This is a genomic window from Kitasatospora viridis (assembly GCF_007829815.1).
In the GTDB taxonomy this organism is placed as follows: Bacteria; Actinomycetota; Actinomycetes; order Streptomycetales; family Streptomycetaceae; genus Kitasatospora; species Kitasatospora viridis.
In genome coordinates, this window is record NZ_VIWT01000001.1 from 2297621 (window position 1) to 2318160 (window position 20540).

A 20540-nucleotide genomic window follows, 5' to 3' on the forward strand; every position below is an offset into this window, starting at 1 on the left:
CCGGCGGGCGGGCCGGCCGTCCGGTCAGGCGGCGGCGCCGGACTGCGGCAGCCAGGGCTCGCTCGGGCCGTCCAGCACGGCCTGCGCCGGGTCCCAGCTGCCGTAGCGCGGATTGACCGTCACCTTCAGCTCGTCGGAGGCCTCGGTGAGCAGCTGGTGCACGGTCTTGTTGCCGTCGGCGGTGCCGATCTGCTGGCCGTTCAGGGCGGCCAGCTTCTGCAGCCCGAGCTGCTCGCGGAAGTAGGCGTCGATGTCCTGGGTCGGCACCACGTGCTTGAGCAGCAGGGTCTGCTCCAGGGCCTGCTCCCCGCCGAGCTCCGCGACCCCCTGGTCGCGGGCCTGTGCCACCTCGGCGTCGGAGACGGTCAGGCCGTGGTCGGCCAGCGCGTGCGCGACCACCCGGTCGAAGACCATCTCGGAGACGGTGGCGCCGACGAGCCCGGCCTGCTCCTGGTACTGCCCGGTCGGCAGCTCGGCCGCCTGGGCGCGGAACTCGCCGACCCGCGCCTCGACGGCCGAGACGGTGATCTTGTCCGAGCCGATCAGCGCGGCCGCGCCTGGGCGCGGTGCTTGGCTCCCGCAGGCCGTCAGGGCCAGAGCGGCCCCCAGCACGCCGAGCAGGGGCAGGGTGCGGCGAACGGAGCTGCGGATCACGCGGGCCTCCCGGACGGGGCGCGGTAGGGATGTGGCCGAGTCGTACTCCTGACGAGTCACGAGGATAGGGAGCGCCCCCGCCGTTGCCCAGACGTTGTACCGAACACGTCACCCGTACAGGCGAACTGGCGGTGCGTCAGCACAAGTGTCCGACTACCCGGACGGGCTGCGCCACCAGCTGCGGGTGCGCGGGTCCAGCGGGGGCAGCGGGGCGGGGCGGTGGTGCTGGAGGTGGTCCAGGTGCCGGCGCACCCGCAGCACGTCCGGGTGGTGCGGGCCGAGCCGGGGCTCGCGGTCCAGCAGCAGCGGCAGCAGCCAGTCCCAGGCCGCGTTCGCCTCGCCGGAACCGGCCAGCAGCAGGCCGATCCGCTCGCGCAGGTCCCAGCAGCGGGCCGGGTCGGTGTCGGTGCCCGCGGCCAGCCGGGCCGAGCAGTCGGCGAGCAGCGCCTGGTAGCCGGCCAGCGCCTCCGGCACCCGGCCCAGGTGCTCCAGGCACTCGGCCACCCGGAGCCGGTACTCCAGCGCGCTCGCCCCGGCCGCCTGCCCGGCCAGCAGTTGGTACTCGGGCAGTGCGGCCCGGTACTGGCCCTCCTGGAGCAGGGTGCGGGCGTAGATGGTGCGCAGCGTGCCGACCAGCGGCGCCTGTTCGCCGTGCGCGGCCACGGCCCTGGGCAGCAGCCGGGCCGCCAGGTCGATCACCTCGGCGTAGCGCTGCTCGGCGAGCAGGTCGGAGACCTGTCCGCAAGCCGCGGCGAGGTCGCCGACCGGCGCCGGGGCGGGCGGGGGCGGGAACTGCGCTGCGGGTGCGGGTGCGGGTGTGGCTGCGCGTGCTGGTGCGGCGAAGGTGACGGGCGGAGCGGAGGGGACAGGGGGGAGAAGAGGGACGGCCGGCGCGAGCGTCGGCGCGGGGACGGGGGCGAGCGGCCGACGGAACGGGGCCGTCGGATCGCCCTGGCCAGCCACCGGTGCTGCCCCCGCTGCCGCTGCCGCGCCGACCAGCGGCAGCAGCCGCCCGAACACCTGCTGGGCGTCGGCCGGCCGCCCCGCCGGCGGCTTGGCCAGCAGCTCCAGCACCAGCGCCTCCAACTCGGCCGGCACCTCGGGCCGCAGCCGGCGCAGCGGCACCGGCGGGTCGTCCACCTGGCGGCGCAGCACGCCGAGCGCGGTGGACGCCGGGAACGGCTGCTCACCGGTGAGCATCTCGTGCAGCAGGCAGCCGAGCGCGTAGAGGTCGCTGCGGGCGTCGACGCTGCCGGAGAGCGCCTGCTCCGGCGCCATGTAGGAGGGGCTGCCGATCGGCACGCCGGTCATGGTGAGCCGGGTGCGGTCGGTGTCCAGCGCGGTGGCGATGCCGAGGTCGAGCAGCACCACCCGGCCGTCCGGACGGACCATCACATTGCTCGGCTTCAGGTCGCGGTGGACCGCCGGCACGGCGTGCACCACCGCGAGCGCGGCGCACAGCTGCGCCGCCACCGCCGCCGCCCGGTCCACCGGGAACCGGCCCTCCTCGGCGATCAGGTCGGCCAGGCCGGCGCCCGGCACCCGCTGCATCACCAGGAAGAGCTCGCCGTCGTCCTCACCCGCGTCGAAGACGGTGACCAGGCCGGGGTGGTCGAGCGCCGCGGTGATCCGGCACTCGCGCAGGAAGCGCTTGCGCAGGTCCGCGCGGGAGTCCCGGGTCCCGCTGGTGGTCGGCGTCTGCTGGTCATGGGCCGTGGAGAGGTCGGCGCGGAGCAGCTTGACGGCGACCCGGCGGTCCAGCCGCTCGTCGTAGCCGGCCCACACCTGGCCCATGCCGCCGTGGCCGATCTTCTCGGCCAGCCGGTAGCGACCGCCGATCAGCCGGTCCCGGGTCACCGCTGGTCGCCCCCGGCCTGACGGCGCAACAGCTCGCCGAGCTGCCGCAGGTCGTCGACGGGCGCGGACGGGGCGGACGGCGTGGTCGGTGCGCTCGGCATCGTGGGCACGGGCGGTGCGGGCGGCACGGGCACTGCGGTCGGCACCGGGCTGTACGGCGACGGCATCGGAACCGGCATCGGAACGGGACCCGGACCGTACTGCGGGGCCGCCGGGTACGGGGCGGCGGCGACCGGGGCCCGGCGCGCCCAGACCGAGCGACGGTTCATCAGCAGGAAGTGCACCGGCCCGCCGAACATCATCAGCACCATCAGCCCCATGCCGACGCCGTTGGCCACTCCGTCCGCGCTGTTCGGCTTGGCCACCCCGGCGCAGACCAGCATCCCGACCTCGACCAGGCAGACCACCACCAGCCCGGCCCAGTCGGCCCGCGACCGCCGCCGCACCGCCAGCAGCAGGGGCGGCAGGAAACCGAGCAGCCCCGCCGAGAGGAACACGGCCAGGCAACACAGCACCCTCGCGCCCACCCTGAACGGGCCCGGCTGCGGTGGCGGTTGGTACGACATCGGCGGGCTCCCCCAGGGCTGCGCGTCGGTACGGCGAGGGCCACCGTACCGCCCCGCGTCAGCTGGGACGACGGCCCAGGTGCACCACGTCCGGAACGCCCCGGCGCACCGGCACCTCGACCGTGTGCACCTCGGTGAAGCCGGCCGCCCGCAGCGCCTCCTCGAAGGCGGGCGAGGGCTGGGCGCTCCACACCGCGAGGACGCCGCCGGGGTTCAGCCGGGCCCGGGCGGCGGCCAGGCCGGCCGGGCCGTAGAGGCCGTCGTTGGACTCGGTGACGGTCCAGTCCGGGCCGTTGTCGATGTCCAGGCAGAGCGCGTCGTAGCTGTCCTCACCGGTCGTCAGGTGGGCCACCAGGTCGAGCTCGCGGACCACCACCCGGGGGTCGGCCAGCGCCGGACCGGAGATCGCGCCGAGCGGCCCGGCCCGGTGCCAGTCGATGATCGCCGGCTCCCGCTCGGCCACCGTGATCGCGCCCCAGCGCGGCTCGGCGGCGGCGTGCGCCAGCGAGAAGCCGACGCCGAGGCCGCCGATCAGCACGCTCGGCCGCTCGGCGTCGAGCCGCTCCAGCGCGGCGTCGACCAGCAGCCGCTCGGAGCGGCCGTCGGCGGTGTCCATCAGGAAGCAGCCGTTGGCGATGATCTCGTGGTCGGCCCCGCGCCGGCGCAGCACCACCTCACCGAACGGTCCGTCACGCCGGTCGAGCACCACGGGCTCGCCGGTCTGCTCCCGGGTCGGCAGGTCGGGAATCATGCGATGCCTTTCGTCGCCTTTCGTCCTGACTGGAGGCCTCAGCCTATTTCTCCCCCGCACCCTCCGGCACACCCCTTCGCCCGCCAGGCGGCCCGACGCGGACGCCGACGCCGACAGCCTCGTCAGGGCAAGGTGATCCGGCCGTCGGCCAGACCGTCCGTCAGCCCCTGGGCCAGCAGCCGGCCCGCCTCGGCGGCCCGGCGCAACCGGGCCTCGAACTCGGCCACCTGACGGAAGGCCGCACCCAGGGCCCGCTGACGGTCGATCGGCAGCCGGGGCAACTGGAGCCGGCGGACGTCGATCCGGGCGGTGGTGGAGGCGTGGCTGCTGGCCCAGCGGCTCCCGGAGGTCGAGCGCAGCCGGCCCGCCAGGAAGTCGGGGTCGAGCAGTTCGGGGTCGGGGCGCAGCAAGTGCAGCCGGGCACCGAGCACCGCGCCGTCGGCGGGCTCACCCGCCCGCACCACCAGCGCGGTGCCGCCGCCCAGCACCGGCACCAGCACGTCGCCCGGGCGGGCCCGCAGCACGCCGGTGGCGCCCCCGGCCAGCCGGGCGCTCGGCGGCTGACCGTCCATCAGGTCCTGATCGGTGAGCACCGCCCGGCCGGAACCCTCACCGGCGCCCCCGTCGGCCGCTGACCGGACCTCCGGGCCCTGGCCCGAGGAGTGCACCTCCAGCACGCCGGTCCTGGCCAGCTCGCCGAGCGTGGTCAGCGGGGCGGCGGTCGGCTCGGCGGCTGCCGCGCCGACCTGCGGCAGCTGGCCGTCCAGGGCGGCCAGCGCGGTCAACTGCTCGGCCAGCCGGCCGCGCAGGTGCGCGAGTTCGGCACCGCCGTCGGCGGGCGCGGCGGGCGGCAGGTGACGGGCCGGAGTGAGGTCGGTCTCGTCGTCCAGCAGGTCGATCGCGTCCAGCACCCGGTGCACACCGGGGCGGTCGGCGGGCGGCGGCCGGTCGAACCGCACCGCGTGGTCGAAGCCGGTCCAGGCGTCCAGCACGGTGCGGTGCAGCTCGGGCCAGTCGATCCGCTCCCGGCCGCCGCCCGCCGCGCCGGCCGGCTGGGCGGCGGCCGCGTCGAGCAGCAGCAGGCGGCGGGCGACGGGCGGCTCCTCGACCCCGGGGCGGCGCAGCAGCCACAGGTGCAGCGGGACGCCGAACGGCGGGGCGGCGCCGGCCGGCAGCGCGACCACGGCGCGCAGCGCACCGCTGCGCAGCAGTTCGGCGCGCAGCCGGCGGCCGGAGCGGCGGCTGGCCACGGTGGGCGGCAGCAGCAGCGCGGTCAGGCCGCCCGGGCGGGTGCGGGCCAGGGCGTGCAGCAGCCAGGCGAGTTCCGGCTCGGTGCGCGGCGGGGCCTGGTCGAAGAGCCAGCGGGGGTCGTAGCGCAGCTCGTCGTGGCCCCAGTCGCGCTCGTTGTACGGGGGGCGGCAGAGCACCGCGTCGGCCAGCAGCCCGAGGTGGCCGTCGGCGAGCAGCGCGTCGCCGGAGGCGAGGTGCAGCGGCAGCGGACCGGGGGTGCCGGCCGGGGTGTGCAGGGCGAGCCGGAGCAGGGCGGCACCGGCGGTGTTGAGGTCGCGCTCCTGGCCGAACCGGGTGGGGTGCGGACGCCCCGACCCTGCGTCAGGTCGGTCGGCGTCAGGTCGGCCGGCGTCGGAGCGCCCGGCGTCGGGGTTCTCGGTGTCGGGGCCGACCGCGAGCAGGGTGGCACCGAGGCCGCAGGCCGGGTCGAGCACGGTCTCGGGCGCGTCGGCGGCGGCGAGCGCGGCGAGCAGGCCGGCGGCGGGGGCCGGCAGCTGGGGCTGGCGGGCACCGGGGGTAGGGGCATCTCCCGGCCGAAGGCTGGGGAAGGAGCGGGCCAGCAGCAGCTCGTAAGCGGCGGCCGGGCCGTGCTGCTCGGCGAGCCGGGCGAGCAGCCGGGCCAGGCCGAGCTGGGTGCTGCCGTAGAGCGCGGGCAGGTCGAGCACGGCCGCCCAGCCGGGGGCGAAGAGTTCGCGGACCAGCTCCCCGACGGCCTGCGGCAGGGCCAGCGCGACCCCGGTGTCGGGCCGCTCGGACAGCTCGGCCCAGCGCCCGGGGTGACGGTGCACCAGCAGCAGCACGGCGCCGGCCAGCACCAGCGGGCCGCCCCCGCCGGTCAGCCCGGGCGACGCCCCGACCGGCTCGCGCAGCGCCTCCAGCTGCTGGTGGCAGCGCTCCAGCAGTGGCAGCTCGGCGATCTTGCCCTGGCGGCGCAGCCACTCCTCGACCTGGTCCAGGGCGAAGGTCGGGCTGGCCTCGGTGCCGCCGACCGGCTGCGGGAAGTCGGCGTGCCGGCGGCGCCAGTTGCTCACGGCGGCCCGGCCCACCCCGGCCAGCCGGGCGATCTCGACGGGGGTCAGCTCGGCGCGGTCCGGCACGGCGCGGCTCCTTCGCGGGGTCGGTCTGTGACCACCCAGCATAGCCAGTGCGCGCAAGACCTCCGTTCACACGTGAACGTAGAGGTTTTCCATTTCGCTGTTGACGACGTTCACAGGCTCTGCTGTAGTGATGACACGGCACCGGACGGCACCGCCGCAGAGGGCGGAACAGCCGACCGGAGAGTTTTCGCCGTGAACCGTCCACACCCTGTGAACAGAGAGAACCGAGGTCTTCGCCATGCGCCGCACCGCCGCCCTGATCACCGGCACCGCCCTGCTCGCCCTGGCCGTCTCGGCCTGCGGCCCGACCAGCAGCGGCAGCACGGTCTCGACCAAGCCCAAGCAGACCGCCGCCGGCACCAGCACCCCCGGCAGCCCGGCGGGCTCGCCCGCCGCCAAGTCCCCCACGGTCGCCAAGGTCGGCGACACCATCGCCCTCAAGGGCATGTCGAACGGCGCGTCCGCCGACATCACCGTGGTCAAGGTGGTGGACAACGCGCAGAGCGCCACCGACGGCAGCACCCCGGCCGACGGCAAGCGCTGGATCGCGATCCAGTTCCGGATCAAGAACACCGGCAGCGCCGCCTACAGCGACGCGCCGTCCAACGGCGCCACCGTGCGGGACGACCAGGGCCAGTCCTACGACGCGGTGGTCGACGACACCACCGCGGGCCAGAGCTTCCCGGTCCCGCTGAACATCGCCCCCGGGGACAGCGCGCTCGGCTTCATCACCTTCGAGGTCCCCACCGGCGCCAAGCTGACGAAGGCCCAGTTCGCGCTGGACAGCGGCTTCGCCGACCAGTCCGGCCAGTGGCAGCTGGGCTGACCGGCCGGGCCGGCGGCGCACCCGCCGCCGTGCCCCGACCGGTCGCCCCGGCCCGCGCGGCCTACTTCTTGGCGCCCGCCAGCTCCTCGAACATGGTGCTCAGGAAGGTGCCGCACCAGGCCAGCAGCTCCCGCCCGACCACCGGCTTGCCGCCGATCCGGGCCGTGGTCGGGCGCGGCACCATCAGCTGCGAGGTGGCCGCCTTGACCTGGCTGCGCGGGTAGAGCCGGTTCAGCCGCAGGGTCTGCGACTCGCGCAGCTCCACCGGCCCGAACCGCACCACGTTGCCCTGCAGCGTGATGTCCGCGATCCCGCACCGCCGCGCGTACAGCCGCAGCGCGGCCACCAGCAGCAGGTTCTCCACCGGCTCCGGCAGCTTCCCGTAACGGTCCGTCAGCTCGGCCCGCACCTGCTCGATGTCCTGCTCCGAGTTGACCGCCGCGATCGAGCGGTAGGCCTGCAGCCGCAGCCGCTCGCCGGGCGCGTAGTCGTGCGGCACGTGGGCGTCCACCGGCAGCTCGATCTTCACCTCCAGCGGCTCCTCCTCCACCTCCCCGCCGGCCTCCAGCGACTCGCGGAACTCGGCCACCGCCTCGCCGACCATCCGCATGTAGAGGTCGAAGCCGACGCCCGCGATGTGCCCGGACTGCTCGCCGCCGAGCAGGTTGCCGGCGCCGCGGATCTCCAGGTCCTTCATCGCGACGTACATGCCCGCGCCCATCTCGGTGTGCTGGGCGATGGTGGCGAGGCGCTCGTGGGCGGTCTCGGTGAGCGGCTTCTCCGGCGGGTAGAGCATGTAGGCGTAGCCGCGCTCGCGGCCGCGGCCGACCCGGCCGCGCAGCTGGTGCAGCTGGGAGAGGCCGAAGGTGTCGCCGCGCTCCACGATCAGCGTGTTGGCGTTGGAGATGTCGATGCCGGACTCGACGATCGTGGTGGAGACCAGGACGTCGAACTCCTTCTCCCAGAAGTCCACCACCACCTTCTCCAGCTGGGTCTCCCCCATCTGCCCGTGCGCGGTGGCGACCCGGGCCTCGGGCACCAGCTCCTTCAGCCGGGCGGCCGCCTTGTCGATCGACTCCACCCGGTTGTGGATGTAGAAGACCTGGCCCTCGCGCAGCAGTTCACGCCGGATCGCCGCCGAGATCTGCTTCTCGTCGTACGGTCCGACGAAGGTCAGCACCGGGTGCCGCTCCTCCGGCGGGGTGGTGATGGTGGACATCTCCCGGATCCCGGTGACGGCCATCTCCAGGGTGCGCGGGATCGGGGTCGCCGACATGGTCAGCACGTCCACGTTTGCCCGCAGCTTCTTCAGCTGCTCCTTGTGCTCGACGCCGAACCGCTGCTCCTCGTCCACGATCACCAGGCCCAGGTCCTTGAACCTGGTCTCCGAGGAGAACAGCCGGTGGGTGCCGATCACCACGTCCACCGAGCCGTCGAACAGCCCCTCCAGCACGGCCTTGGCCTCGCTGTCGGTCTGGAACCGGGAGAGCGCCTTCACCACCACCGGGAAGTTGGCGTACCGCTCGGCGAAGGTCGAGAAGTGCTGCTGCACCAGCAGCGTGGTGGGCACCAGCACCGCCACCTGCTTGCCGTCCTGCACCGCCTTGAACGCCGCGCGGACCGCGATCTCGGTCTTGCCGTAGCCGACGTCGCCGCAGATCAGCCGGTCCATCGGGACCGACTTCTCCATGTCGGACTTCACCTCGGCGATGGTGGTCAGCTGGTCCGGCGTCTCCGCGTACGGGAAGGCGTCCTCCAGCTCGCGCTGCCACGGGGTGTCCGGGCCGAAGGTGTGACCGGGCGCCGCCATCCGCGCGCTGTACAGCTTGATCAGGTCGGCGGCGATCTCCTTGACCGCCTTCTTGGCCCGCTGCTTGGTCTTCGCCCAGTCCGCGCCGCCGAGCCGGTGCAGCGTCGGTGCCTCGCCGCCGACGTACTTGGTCACCTGGTCCAGCTGGTCGGTCGGCACGAAGAGCCGGTCGCCGGGGTGCCCGCGCTTGGCCGGCGCGTACTCCAGCACCAGGTACTCGCGGGTCGCGCCCTGCACGGTGCGCTGCACCATCTCGACGTAGCGGCCCACCCCGTGCGCCTCGTGCACCACGTAGTCGCCGGCCACCAGGGCCAGCGGGTCGATCGCGTTGCGCCGCCGGGACGGCATCCGGCGCATGTCCTTGGTGGAGGAGCGCTGGCCGGACAGGTCGGTCTCGGTGATCACCGTGAGCTTGAGCGCCTCGTCCACGAAGCCGTGCTCGATCGACCCGCAGGAGACGTAGACCACGTCCCGGGTCGGCGCCTCGGTCAGCTCGGTGACCAGCCGGGCCGGGATCCCCTCGTTGCCGAGCACCTCGGCCAGCCGGGAGGCCGGACCCTGACCCTCCGTCACCATGACGACCCGCCAGTCGGCGGCCAGCCGCTCCTTGGCGTCCGCGATCGCCCGCGCGGTGTCGCCGCGGTAGGCCTCGACGGCGTGCATACCCAGGCTCAGCGTGTTGCTGTCGCTGTATCCATCAGCGGCTCCGCCGCGGGCCAGGACGGAGCTGACCTCGCTGTCGCTGGTCGCGAACGGACTGACGGACCACCAGGGCAGTCCGATCTCCGCCGCGTGCTCGCGCACGTCGGCCAGCGAGCGCAGCGAGGCGGCGGAGACGTCGATCTGCTCGACGTCGATCGGCCGCTCGCCGCCGGCCGCGGCCGCCACCCAGGAGGCGTGCAGGAACTCCTGACTGGTCGCCACCAGGTCGGCCGCCCGGGTGCGCACCCGCTCCGGGTCGCAGACCACCGTGACCGAGCCGGCCGGCAGCACGTCCAGCAGCAGCTCCATGTCGTCCACCAGCACCGGGGCCAGCGACTCCATGCCCTCGACCGCGATGCCCTCGGCGATCTTGTCCAGGATCTCGGCCAGCTCCGGGTGCCGCCGGGCCAGCGCGGCCGCCCGCTCGCGCACCTCCTCGGTGAGCAGCAGCTCGCGGCAGGGCGGCGCCCACAGCCCGTGCTGGGCGATCTCCAGCGAGCGCTGGTCGGCCACCTTGAAGTAGCGGACCTCCTCGACGTCGTCGCCCCAGAACTCCACCCGCAGCGGGTGCTCCTCGGTGGGCGGGAAGACGTCCAGGATGCCGCCGCGGACCGCGAACTCGCCGCGCTTCTCGACCAGCTCGACCCGGGCGTAGGCGGCCGCGGCGAGCCGGCGGGCCACCTCCTCCAGGTCGTGCGACTCGCCGCGCTGCAGCGCCACCGGCTCCAGCTCGGCCAGCCCCTTGACCTGCGGCTGCAGCACCGAGCGCACGGGGGCGACGACCACCTGCACCGGGCCGGCCGACGGATCGTCAGCTCTCGGGTGAACGATCCGCCGCAGCACCGCCAGCCGGCGGCCGACGGTGTCGGAGCGCGGCGAGAGCCGCTCGTGCGGCAGCGTCTCCCAGGCGGGGAACTCGGCCACCGCGTCCGGCGGCAGCAGCGAGCGGAGGCTGGCGGCCAGGTCCTCGGCCTCCCGCCCGGTCGCGGTCACCGCGAGCACCGGGCGGCCGCGTTCGGCGCCCCCGGCCGCCAGCGAACGGGCGAGTGCGGCGACCACGAACGGCCGGGCGGCGGGCGGGCCGACCAGGTCGAGGTGCGGGCGATGGCTGCCAGCGGCCGCCTCGATCGCCTCGGCGAGGGCGGGGTCACGGACCACGACGTCGAGCAAACCGGTCAGGCTCATGCGATCTTCTTCGTCCCGTTGGGTCGCGGCGGGGCCCGCCTGAAGGCACGCGCTCCTGCAGCCGGGCAGCTTGACGGGCCCGGCACCGCGATACACCAGGGGCCGGGTCAGGCATCCAGCGTACGCCGAGCACCCGCCGCCGACGCGGCCAGCCACGGGGCCACGGGTGCGCCCGGGACCACGGGGCACGGGCGTCATGCCCACGACCTGCGGATCGGACGGCACGGCCGATTGTCAAGAAGTGGACATACTCCTGTCACTGGCCGTCCATGGAGGCCGCGCAGTATTGATCCCGTGCTCGCCGCTCCAACCGTGGGGGATGGCGCGGTGGGCCCGACGCACTCCGATGGGGGTCGGGGTGCGAGGCCGGGCGACCCTGGGTGGGGGCGCCCGCCCGATCGTCGGGAGTCGGGGCGCCCTGTCCTGGAGGGCGCCCCGGGTCCTGACCTCCGCGCCACCGCGACGCTCGTTCCGGTGATCTTTGCCGCGAGCCGCGGTCCGACGCCCCGGCCGCTCCCTAGGCTGGCGCCATGCGTGTCGTCATCGCCGGCCAGGGCTACGTGGGGCTCCCGCTCGCCGTCCGCGCGGCCGAAGTCGGTCATCAGGTGATCGGGTACGAGATCGACCGGCGCCGGGTCGACAGACTGGCCGGCGGCGACTCCTACGTCGAGGACATCCCGGACGCCCGGCTGCGTCCGCTGCTCGCCACCGGCGCCTACCGGCCCACCGCCGAACCGGCAGAGCTGGCCGGCTTCGACCTCGCGGTGATCACCGTGCCCACCCCGCTGCGCGACGGCGTGCCGGACCTCTCCTACATCGAGGCGGCCGGCGAGGTGCTGGCCGCGCACCTGCGGCCCGGCGCCACCGTGGTGCTGGAGTCCACCACCTACCCCGGCACCACCGAAGAGCTGCTCGCCCCGCTGCTGGAGAAGGCCTCCGGCCTGCTCGCCGGACCGGACTTCCACCTCGGCTACAGCCCCGAGCGGATCGACCCGGGCAACCCGGTCTGGCGGCTGGAGAACACCCCGAAGGTGGTCTCCGGGATCGACGAGGCGTCACTTCGCGTGGTGGACGGCTTCTACCGGCAGCTGGTCGAGCGCACCGTGCCGGTCTCCTCCTGCAAGGAGGCGGAGCTGACCAAGCTGCTGGAGAACACCTTCCGGCACGTCAACATCGCACTGGTCAACGAGCTGGCGATGTTCGCCCACGACCTGGGCATCGACATCTGGGAGGCGATCGACGCGGCGGCCACCAAGCCGTTCGGCTTCCTGCGGTTCAACCCGGGGCCGGGGGTGGGCGGGCACTGCCTGCCGATCGACCCGTCCTTCCTCTCCTGGCGGGTCGAGCGGGCGCTCGGCCGGTCGTTCCGGTTCGTCGAGCTGGCCAACGACGTGAACAGCCACATGCCCGACTACGTGGTGCGGCGGCTCACCGAGGGGCTGAACCAGCGGCGCCGGCCGGTGAACGGCTCCCGGGTGCTGCTGCTCGGCCTGGCCTACAAGAAGAACACCGGGGACGCCCGGGAGACCCCGGCGGCCCGGGTGGCCGAACTGCTCACCCGGATGGGGGCCGAGGTCCGGGCGGCCGACCCGCACGTGCTGCCGGGCGTCCACCTGCCCGGCCAGCGCGGTCCGTTCAGCGGGGTGCAGCGGGTCGCGCCGACCCCCGCCGAGCTGGCCGCCGCCGACGCGGTGGTGCTGCTCGCCGACCATGACGACTTCGACTACGCGGCGATCGGCGAGCACGCCGGCTACGTGTTGGACTGCCGACGCAGGGTCACCGGCTCGGCGGTGGAGGTGCTCTGAGCCACCCCCAGTGATTCGGTCGCCGCCGCCAGCTCGGCCAGCGCGTCCACCGCGAGCGGGCCGTAGCCCTGATCCGGCGTCACCGCCCAGCGCAGGTAGCCGGCCTGGAAGGCGAGCACACCGAGCTGGGCGGCGACCAGGGCCACCGGCTCGGCGGTGCCCCGGGCGCGCAGCGCCCGCTCGATCGCCTCGGCCAGCACGGTGCGCTTGTAGGCCATCCGCTCCTGGAGCCCGGCGTCCTGGGCGACCGCCTGGGCCCGCAGGGTGGCCAGCTCCCGGCGCTCGTCGGTGAACGCGGTGCCCACCGCGCACAGCGCCGCGCCGACCATGGCGAGCGGGGTGGCGCCGTCCGGGGCATCGGCGACGGCCTCGGCCAGCAGCGAGCTCAGCATCTCCTCGCCGCCGAACAGCACCGCGCGCTTGTCGGCGTAGTGGCGGAAGAAGGTGGCCTTGGTGAGGCCGGCCTGCTCGGCGATCTCGACCACCGTCACGTTCTGGTAGCCGCGTTCGACGAAGAGCTGGAGCGCGGCACGCTCCAGGCGCGCGGCGGCGTCCGGTTCCCATCTGGCCATGTCTGCAACTCTAGCTATGAGACTTGGTCTCATCAGGCGTAGAGTGATGGTACTTGGTCTCATCACTGGAGGGCCCATCATGCGTGTCTTCATCACCGGTGCATCCGGCTTCATCGGCTCCGCGGTCGTTCCGCTGCTGCTCGCCGAGGGCCACCACGTCCTGGCCCTGGCCCGCTCCGACGCCTCCGCCGCGAAGCTGGCGGCCGCCGGGGTCGAGGTGCTGCGCGGCGACCTGGCCGACCCGGCCTCGCTCGGCGCGGGCGCCGCCGCCTCGGACGGCGTGGTCCACCTCGCCTTCAACCACGACTTCTCGCAGTTCGCCGATTCGGCGCAGACCGAGTACGCGGCCGTCGAGGCCTACGGGGAGGCGCTGGCCGGCACCGGCAAGCCGCTGCTCATGGCCTCGGGCGTGCTGGGGATCGCCCCGGGCCGGATCGCCACCGAGCAGGACGGGCTCGACCTGTCCGCCAGCCCGCGCTCCCGGTCCATGCAGCTCGCCCTGGAGCTCGCCGACCGCGGCGTGCGCAGCGCCCTGCTCCGGCTCGCCCCCTGCGTGCACGACCGCACCCGGGCCGGCTTCGCCAGTGTGCTCGCCCAGATCGCCCGCGAGACCGGGGTGTCCGGCTACCTCGGCGAGGGCACCGCCCACTGGCCCGCCGTGCACGTGCGCGACACCGCCGACCTGGTGGTGCGCGCCCTCGACCGGGCCCCCGCCGGGGCCGTCCTGCACGCCGTCGCCGAACAGGGCATCACCCAGCGCGCGGTCGCCGAAGCCCTCGCCGACCGCCTCGGCATCCCGCTCCGCTCGATCCCCGCCGACCAGGCCGCCAGCCACTTCCGCTGGCTCGCCCCGATGCTCGCCCTCGACTCCCGGGCGGACAACACCCTCACCCGTGAGACGTACGGCTGGGAGCCCGTGCACCCCACGCTGCTGGACGACCTGCGCGAGGGGGAGCACGCCGCGCCCGGCGGACACTGACACGCCGAGCGCGGGGGACGGCCCGTCCGGCCGCCCCCTGACCGGGCCTCAGCTGCGCCGGCGGCCCACCGTGTTCGGCAGGGTGTCCATGGTGACGCCGTCGTCGATGATGACGATCTTCGGGATGACCGCCGTCTCGGCCTCCACCTTGGGGAGCACCCTCGTCTCGTCCTCGGACGCGGGGGCCACGGGGGCCGCGGCGGCGGTCGGCGGGGCCGGCGGCACCGGCGGCGGCGCGACCGGGCGGGGCGGCACCGGGGGCTGGGCAGCCGGCGGCGGGGCCGTCGGGGGCTGCGCGATCGGCGGCTGGGCGATCGGCGGCTGGACGGCGCGCGGGTCCGGCCCGGTGGGTGCAGCGGCGGCGGCCTGCTGGCGGAAGTCGGCGGGCAGCCGCAGCACCGTCGTCGGCGCGTCGGCGGTCGGGGGCAGCGGCACCTCCCCGGTCTCGTCCTCGGAACCGGCGTCGGCAGCGGTGCCGGCAGCGGCGTCGGACCCGGCCGGCGGCTCGGTCACCCCACCGGCCGCGGGCCGGTCGCCGGCCTCGATCATGCCGACGGCCTTGCCGGTGAGCGAGGCCAGGGTGCCCTTGATGTGGTCCAGGTGGGTCTGCACGGTGGACAGCCGCTCGTCGAAGGCGGCCCGCTCCTCGGCGCTGGCGCTGTTGATCCGCTCGGCCTCCCGGCGGGCCTGCTCGACCAGCTTGTCGGCCCGGGCCTGGGCGTCGGTGTCGATCTGCTTGACCACGCCGAGCACCGACTCCCGGTGCTGCTCGGCCTCCCGCAGCCGGCCCTCGGCGGCGGTCGAACTCGCGGCGTCGGCGGCCTGGGCGGCGGCCTCCTCGGCGGCGAACCGCTCGTCCGCCTCGCGGCGCAGCTCGGCCAGCTTGGCCTCGGCCCGCTCGCCGGCCTCGGCGGCGGCCACCCGGATCTTGGCCGCCTCGGCGGTCGCGGTGTCCCGGGTGGTCCGGGAGTCCCGGTCCGCCTCGCCGCGCAGCCGCTCGGCCTCGGCCCGGGTGCGCTCGTCGGTCCGGCGGGCGGCCTGGTCGGCCTCGGTGCGGGTCGCCGCGGAGTACTCCTCGGCGGCCTGCTGCCCGTCCTGGCCGGCCTGGTAGGTGTCGTCCCGGGTGTCCTCGGCGAACCGCTCGGCCTTCTCCCGGATCTGCCGGGCCTCGTTGTCGGCGATCGCCATCAGGTCGCCGGCCTGCTCACTGAGCGTGGTGTAGTCCGGCTCGGGCGCCTCGGCGGCGGCCTGCCGGGCGGCGACCAGCGCGGTCTCCAGGTCCCGGATCTGCGCGCCGAGCACGCTGAGCCGGTGCCACGCCTCGTCGCGCTGCGCGGTCAGCGCGGTCAGCGCGCGGTCGACCTGCTCGGGCGCGTAGCCGCGTCGGGCCTGGGTGAAGCCGTACGACGGGATGGCGTCGCTCATGTCCTGGTCCCCTCATTGGCGGGCTGGGTAGGGCTGGTCTCGATGCCTGTCCTCTTGACCTATTTTGCGCAGATCATTTGGAAAGCCCAAGGAAGCGACACCGCCGGCCGGAGGTCACCCGGGGTGACACTCCGGCCCCAGCCGCCGACGGCGGCTACAGCAGGCCGTCCCAGAACTGCTCCAGGAGGACCGCCCACCAGGTGTCCGGCGCCTGGAGGGCGGCCGGGTCGACCGCGGCCAGCTCGGCCTGGAAGTCGGTGGTCCAGCGCCCGGCCTGATCCGGGGTCAGACCGTAGCGCAGCGGCCACATCCGACCGAGCAGGGCGAGCGACCGGACGAACTCCGGCACACCGGTGTTGACGAACCGCGGCGGCTCCCCGGTTCCTTCCAGATCGACCGCGACCACCGCGGCTGTGCCGTACTGCACACAGAGCTGGCGGCCGTAGTCGTTGCCGAGCACCAGGTAGCCGCCCGCGTCGGGGGCCGCCTGCCGGCCCCGCTCGGCGGCCAGCTCGGCCAGCGTCGGGATCGGCCGGTTCTCCGGCGCGTGCGCCCAGAAGAACGGGCCGAAGTTCGTCGGCAGGCCGGCCCAGACCAGGGTCTGCGCCACGATCTCCGGCACCCCCTGCCGGGAGACCGCGCGCTGCTCGTAGCGGAACACCGCCGGACCGAAGTACTGGCCCAGCTCCGCCGCCAGCTGCTGCGGCGGCACCGGCGGCAGCTGCGCCACCGTGCCCGGCGCCGGCAGCGGCGCCCGGACCGGACGCGGCCGGCGCGGACCGCCGGCCAGCTGGTGCAACTCGTCCAGGTGGTTCAGCAGGTGCGCCATGCCGGACTGACGGGAGGCCAGGTCGCGGCCGTAGGCGGCGGTGTTGGTGATCCGCACGTTCGGCCAGGAGGAGGTGATCAGCCGGCGGCAGTAGCCGCCCGGCAGGTCACAGGCCTCCAGCTCGGTGTGCAGCTCCAGCACCTGCTCGGCGGGCACGTTCAACCGGCGCAGCTCCTGCAGGATCCGCCACTCCGGGTGCGGGGTGCCCGGCTCGCTGCGGAACATCACCTTCTGCTCCGAGCCGTCCGGCGCCCGGTAGCTGAGCACCGCCAGGTAGCCCGGGCCGACCGTGGGCACCCCGGGCGGCACCGGCGCGCCCTGCGGCGGCAGGCCGGGCACCGGCGCGGCGGCGCCGGGCACCCCGCCCTGCGCCGGGCGGGCCGGCATCGAGGACTTGCTGGTCGCCGCGTCGGACAGGTCGGCGGCACCGGCCGGGGGCTGCTGGGCCTGCGGGGCGGACGCCTGCGGCACCGGCGCCGGGGTGGACGCCTTGGCGCCGAGCAGCCCGGACGGCGGGGGCGGCGGCGGGGCGGAGGTGTCGCTGCGCCCGCGGCCGGAGGAGGCGGGGCCACCGCCACCGGTGCCGCGCAGCGCGGCCGGCGGCGGGGGCGGCGGAGCGCTCTGGTCACTGCGGCCGCGGCTCGGCGGGCCGGGCGGGGTCGGCTGGCCGGGCGCACCGGGCAGGCCCATCAGCCCGGGCGGACCGTCGGTCGCCAGCATGGTCGGCGCGTACTCCACGGCCGGCGGGCCGGGCGGGGTCGGCGCGACCGGCGGCTCGCCGGCCAGCATGGTCGGCGCCTGCTCCACCGCGGGCGGGCCGGGCGGGGTCGGCTGGCCGGGCGCACCGGGCAGGCCCATCAGGCCGGGCGGGCCGTCGGTCGCCAGCACGGTGGGCGCGTACCCGCCGACCGGCGCGGGCTGCGCGGGCGCCGGGGCGGGCTGCGCGGGGACGGGCTGCGCGGGCGCGGCGGCCTCGGCGCTCGGGTACGGGTTGTACGGGTCCGCCGGCGGCCGGGCCGCGGTGGGCGGGGGCATCCGCACGGTGCGGGCGTCCGGCGGGGTGACCGGGGCCGGCACCTCCTCGCCGTGCTCGTCGCCCTCCCAGCTGGGCGGCGGGGCGAGCATGGTCGGCCCGTCCCCGGCCGGGCGGTCGGAGACCGGCGGCGTGCTGAGCCGGGCCGGACCGGTGAGCGGCAGACCGTGCGGCACGGGCGCGTCGGGCGCCGGCGCGTACGGCGCCGGCGGGGCGGGCGGGGCGGGCTGCCCGGCGTCGGCGGGCGCCGCCTCGCGGCGGGCGGCGGCGTCGGCGAACTGCGACGCGGTGTCGGCGAACGGCACCGGAGCCTCGGCGGCGGGCGCGGGCGCCGGCACGGGCGCGGCGTTGCCCAGCTTGGCGGCCTCGGCGGCGATCGCCGCCTCCCCCGCCTCCTGCATCCACTGCGGCGGGCTGAGCAGGAAGGAGGTCGCCTCGACCGGGCCGGGCAGCGGCTTGTTCAGCCCGTTCGACGCGCCGCCGACCGGCTTGCCGTAGGCCTCCTGGTAGCGCCGCACCACCTCGTTGACCGGCAGCGCGGGCCAGAGCGTGCTGGCCCCGCTCTCCCGGGCGATCACCAGCTTGGCCGCCCCGCCGTCCGAGGAGGGGCCGCCGGCCCGGTCCTCGGCCCAGCAGACGAAGCCCAGGTCGAACTCCCGGACCCGCACCTCGCGCTGCTGGAACGGCGGCACCCCGCCGTTGATCCACTCCGCCGCCAGGTCCTGCGCCTGCGCGTACGTCACCATGCCAGCACCGCCTTGGTCTTCGACACCGTCACTGCTCCCCCGTCCTCAGCCGACCGGCGCGGTCGGCACCGCGCGGGCGAATCCGCCGTCCACCATCAGGCCCGCCACCGTCTCCAGCTCGACCGGGCTGCCGGCCAGCCGGACCAGGAAGTCGTCGAAGCTGTCCCCGGCGGGCAGCAGCAGCCGCGCCACCCGGGCCGCCGGGTCCTCGGGCCCACCGGTGTCGCGGGCGTCGTCGTAGGGGCAGAACCAGACCGAGCCGATCCGGTCGCCGCGCACCTTGAGCGCCACCAGCCCGCCCTGGGCGTAGGCGATGCCCAGGTAGTCCTTGGTCAGGTGGTCGCGCAGGCACTTGTTCACGTAGACCAGGTCGGCCGGCCCGTACTCCTCGGTCAGGGTGAGGAAGGGCTGGTCGAGCAGCAGGCCCAGCTCGGTGTCCAGCGCCACCCCGACCGGGCCGCGCCCGCCGGCCAGCTTGAGGAACTCCCGGTACGGGCCGGGCAGCCGGTAGCCCAGCCGCTCCTCGGCCGACTGCACCAGGTCCTCGGTCACCGCGAGCGGGTCGGCGCCCTCCTTGGAGAGCGAGAAGTGCGCCGGGCGGCGCTCCTGCAGCGGGCGGGTGCCGCGCCGGCCGTGGTCGGCGGCCGAGGCCGCCAGCCCGCCGTGGTGCCGCAGCAGCGCCTTGACCTCGACCGGGACCAGCTCCATCCGGCGCCAGCCGGGGGCCGCGCCGGTCACCGCGTGGTGCCAGGTCCAGCCGGGCGGGGTGGCGACCGGGGACTCCAGGTCGGCCCAGAGCTCGTGCCCGTGGCTGTAGAGCGCGGCGTTGGCCGAGACGTAGTCGGTCAGCCGCAGCTCGTCCACGCCGAAGCCCTCGGGCGGGTCGGCCACCTCGGCCACCGCCTTCGCGTACCGTCCGAAGTCCGGGTAGCCCTGGGCGTCCACGGGCACCCCGTCGGGGTACCGGGCCGCCCGCACCGGGTCGGGAAAGTGGACCACCTGACCCGCATAGGCCGCGTTGGGCGCGGCCGCGGTGCCGGGCCGACCTGTCGTCATCTGGGTGCCCCCACTGGCTGAAGCCGATTTGTGCCGGGCACCAGGGTATGTGGTCGGGCCCGCGAACGGTCCCCCCGGCCGCCCCTCGGCTTCGGCCCGCCCGCGCGGGGCACCCCGACGCCTTGCTGACGCACCGTCAGCAGGGCCTCCGGCACCCCCGGGTGATCGTCTGTCCGAGTCGTTTGGCAGGCTGGCCCGCAGACACGTGCCACCGACAACCGCAGTGCCAGGACCGAGCCCGACCGCCGAAGGAGCAGCCAGCCGTGGAGATCCCACCGCCGCCGAGCGCGCCGCTGCTGCGCCACCACCGCGACAGCCTGCTGCCCGCAGTGGCCGCCGCCCTGTCGCTGCGCGGCGGCGAGGTGCACACGCTGGCCGGCCGCAAGGCCGACCAGGAGCCCGAGTTGCACCCGCTGGTCGGCGAGTTCCTGTCCCGGCTGCCGGCCCAGCACCGGGAGCGGTTCACCGGCCGCTGCCCGGAGGCGCTGCTGCTCTCCCAGTACCTGACGGCGGTGGACACGGGCCGCTCCAAGCGGGCCGCCCGCAAGCCGCTGAGCCTGCACGAGGCCAAGAAGGCGCTCAAGGGCGCCAAACTGACCACGGTGCGGATCCGCGAGCAGGACGACCCGGCGCACGGCACCCACGCCCCGCCCTGCCGCTCCTGCGAGCCGATGCTGGAGCACTTCGCGGTGCTCGGCGTGGCGGTCGGACCGCGGACCTGACGGGTCCTCCCCTCGGCCGCACCCGGCCCAGCTGGCCGCCACCGCCTGGACCGTTCCTGTCCCCGACCCCGGAGTGTCCCCTGAACCCGATCGCCGCACCCGGCTCCACCGCCGTCCGCTCCCAGCCCCGGTTCTCCGCCGACGTGGCCGCCGCGCTCAAGCAGGCCGGCTGGCACCCGGGCCGCTGGGAGATCCGCCGCGCCGAGGAGTGGGCCGACGAACTGCTCGCCCACCCGGCGCCCGAGACGGCCCGGCACTCGGTCTTCCCCGCCGCGGTCGAGGCCTGGGCGGAGTTCGGCGGCCTCTCCTTCGACCTGTCCGGGGCCGGCCGCGAGGTGGCCCGCACGCCGTTCCTGCTGGACCCGCGGTGCGGGCTGCACCAGCCGCGCACCCTGGCCGACCTGGGCCGGGCGCTGGACAGCCGGGTCGCCCCGCTCGGCGAGGAGCGGTACGGGCAGGCGCTGCTGGCGATCGACGAGGCGGGCCGGGTCTACAGCCTGGACCACACCGGCGAGTGGTTCCTCGGGCACGACCTGGACCAGGCGGTCTCCACGCTGGTGCTGGGCACCCGCCCGGAGCGGCTGCGCACGGTGGCCGACGCGCTGGACCGAGCCGGCGCGCCGGACTGAGCCGCC

The 20540-nt window shown here is 75.5% G+C and carries 15 protein-coding genes; 5 read left to right on the plus strand and 10 right to left on the minus strand.

Features of this window, described 5'->3' with window-relative positions; genetic code table 11:
• Positions 1 to 24: 24 nt before the first annotated feature.
• From FHX73_RS10100 to FHX73_RS10120, 5 genes are all read right to left on the minus strand, one after another.
• The gene (locus FHX73_RS10100) at positions 25 to 654 is read right to left on the minus strand and encodes a SurA N-terminal domain-containing protein (RefSeq protein WP_170304883.1); all 630 of its coding nucleotides are present in this window, start codon (positions 652 to 654) and stop codon (positions 25 to 27) included.
• Positions 655 to 807: 153 nt separating this feature from the next.
• A complete protein-coding gene (locus FHX73_RS10105; protein WP_281292668.1) occupies positions 808 to 2511 on the minus strand; it encodes a serine/threonine-protein kinase in 1704 nt (567 codons plus the stop codon).
• Positions 2508 to 3077: a hypothetical protein gene (locus FHX73_RS10110; protein WP_145904690.1), complete on the minus strand. Its 570-nt coding sequence runs from the start codon at positions 3075 to 3077 to the stop codon at positions 2508 to 2510. The genes FHX73_RS10105 and FHX73_RS10110 overlap by 4 nt, the downstream gene beginning before the upstream one ends.
• A gap of 58 nt (positions 3078 to 3135) precedes the next feature.
• On the minus strand, positions 3136 to 3828 hold the full coding sequence (locus FHX73_RS10115) for a spermidine synthase family protein (protein ID WP_145904691.1): 693 nt from the start codon (positions 3826 to 3828) through the stop codon (positions 3136 to 3138).
• 122 nt (positions 3829 to 3950) lie between these two features.
• Complete coding sequence (locus tag FHX73_RS10120) at positions 3951 to 6215, minus strand: N-6 DNA methylase (protein ID WP_246213445.1); 2265 nt, start codon at positions 6213 to 6215, stop codon at positions 3951 to 3953.
• A gap of 238 nt (positions 6216 to 6453) precedes the next feature.
• Here FHX73_RS10120 and FHX73_RS46140 point away from each other — a divergent pair, with 238 nt between their 5' ends.
• On the plus strand, positions 6454 to 7041 hold the full coding sequence (locus FHX73_RS46140; protein ID WP_246213446.1) for a DUF4352 domain-containing protein: 588 nt from the start codon (positions 6454 to 6456) through the stop codon (positions 7039 to 7041).
• A gap of 61 nt (positions 7042 to 7102) precedes the next feature.
• Here the strand turns inward: FHX73_RS46140 and mfd are convergent, their stop codons facing one another.
• Positions 7103 to 10738, minus strand: coding sequence for a transcription-repair coupling factor (gene mfd, locus FHX73_RS10130; RefSeq protein WP_145904692.1), 3636 nt, complete (start codon positions 10736 to 10738; stop codon positions 7103 to 7105).
• A gap of 530 nt (positions 10739 to 11268) precedes the next feature.
• Between mfd and FHX73_RS10135 the strand changes: the two genes are divergently transcribed.
• Positions 11269 to 12543, plus strand: a complete 1275-nt coding sequence (locus tag FHX73_RS10135; protein WP_145904693.1) for a nucleotide sugar dehydrogenase — start codon at positions 11269 to 11271, stop codon at positions 12541 to 12543.
• Here FHX73_RS10135 and FHX73_RS10140 read toward each other — a convergent pair.
• On the minus strand, positions 12489 to 13115 hold the full coding sequence (locus FHX73_RS10140) for a TetR/AcrR family transcriptional regulator (RefSeq protein WP_145904694.1): 627 nt from the start codon (positions 13113 to 13115) through the stop codon (positions 12489 to 12491). The two genes, FHX73_RS10135 and FHX73_RS10140, sit on opposite strands and share 55 nt — an antisense overlap.
• A gap of 79 nt (positions 13116 to 13194) precedes the next feature.
• Between FHX73_RS10140 and FHX73_RS10145 the strand changes: the two genes are divergently transcribed.
• Positions 13195 to 14094: an SDR family oxidoreductase gene (locus FHX73_RS10145; protein ID WP_145904695.1), complete on the plus strand. Its 900-nt coding sequence runs from the start codon at positions 13195 to 13197 to the stop codon at positions 14092 to 14094.
• A 48-nt stretch (positions 14095 to 14142) separates the two neighbouring features.
• On the opposite strand, the gene FHX73_RS45550 is transcribed toward FHX73_RS10145, so the two are convergent.
• From FHX73_RS45550 to FHX73_RS10165, 3 genes are all read right to left on the minus strand, one after another.
• The gene (locus FHX73_RS45550) at positions 14143 to 15519 is read right to left on the minus strand and encodes a hypothetical protein (protein ID WP_211786166.1); all 1377 of its coding nucleotides are present in this window, start codon (positions 15517 to 15519) and stop codon (positions 14143 to 14145) included.
• A gap of 154 nt (positions 15520 to 15673) precedes the next feature.
• Positions 15674 to 18127 carry an SUKH-4 family immunity protein gene (locus tag FHX73_RS10160; protein WP_145904697.1) on the minus strand — a complete coding sequence of 818 codons (2454 nt, stop codon included), beginning with the start codon at positions 18125 to 18127 and terminating at the stop codon, positions 15674 to 15676.
• 45 nt (positions 18128 to 18172) lie between these two features.
• A complete protein-coding gene (locus tag FHX73_RS10165) occupies positions 18173 to 19183 on the minus strand; it encodes an SMI1/KNR4 family protein (RefSeq protein WP_145904698.1) in 1011 nt (336 codons plus the stop codon).
• 263 nt (positions 19184 to 19446) lie between these two features.
• On the opposite strand from FHX73_RS10165, the gene FHX73_RS10170 reads away from it, so the two are divergent.
• On the plus strand, positions 19447 to 19905 hold the full coding sequence (locus FHX73_RS10170) for a YwqJ-related putative deaminase (RefSeq protein WP_246213447.1): 459 nt from the start codon (positions 19447 to 19449) through the stop codon (positions 19903 to 19905).
• A gap of 143 nt (positions 19906 to 20048) precedes the next feature.
• Positions 20049 to 20534 carry an SUKH-3 domain-containing protein gene (locus FHX73_RS10175; RefSeq protein WP_145904700.1) on the plus strand — a complete coding sequence of 162 codons (486 nt, stop codon included), beginning with the start codon at positions 20049 to 20051 and terminating at the stop codon, positions 20532 to 20534.
• The last annotated feature ends 6 nt before the right edge of the window (positions 20535 to 20540 follow it).

Excerpts from the sequence above, each read along its gene's own strand:
- FHX73_RS10110 (WP_145904690.1), bottom strand. The coding sequence starts at position 3,077 with ATGTCGTACCAACCGCCACCGCAGCCGGGCCCGTTCAGGGTGGGCGCG.
- FHX73_RS10115 (WP_145904691.1), bottom strand. The coding sequence starts at position 3,828 with ATGATTCCCGACCTGCCGACCCGGGAGCAGACCGGCGAGCCCGTGGTG.
- FHX73_RS46140 (WP_246213446.1), top strand. The coding sequence starts at position 6,454 with ATGCGCCGCACCGCCGCCCTGATCACCGGCACCGCCCTGCTCGCCCTG.
- mfd (WP_145904692.1), bottom strand. The coding sequence starts at position 10,738 with ATGAGCCTGACCGGTTTGCTCGACGTCGTGGTCCGTGACCCCGCCCTC.
- FHX73_RS10135 (WP_145904693.1), top strand. The coding sequence starts at position 11,269 with ATGCGTGTCGTCATCGCCGGCCAGGGCTACGTGGGGCTCCCGCTCGCC.
- FHX73_RS10140 (WP_145904694.1), bottom strand. The coding sequence starts at position 13,115 with ATGGCCAGATGGGAACCGGACGCCGCCGCGCGCCTGGAGCGTGCCGCG.
- FHX73_RS10145 (WP_145904695.1), top strand. The coding sequence starts at position 13,195 with ATGCGTGTCTTCATCACCGGTGCATCCGGCTTCATCGGCTCCGCGGTC.
- FHX73_RS45550 (WP_211786166.1), bottom strand. The coding sequence starts at position 15,519 with ATGAGCGACGCCATCCCGTCGTACGGCTTCACCCAGGCCCGACGCGGC.
- FHX73_RS10160 (WP_145904697.1), bottom strand. The coding sequence starts at position 18,127 with ATGGTGACGTACGCGCAGGCGCAGGACCTGGCGGCGGAGTGGATCAAC.
- FHX73_RS10165 (WP_145904698.1), bottom strand. The coding sequence starts at position 19,183 with ATGACGACAGGTCGGCCCGGCACCGCGGCCGCGCCCAACGCGGCCTAT.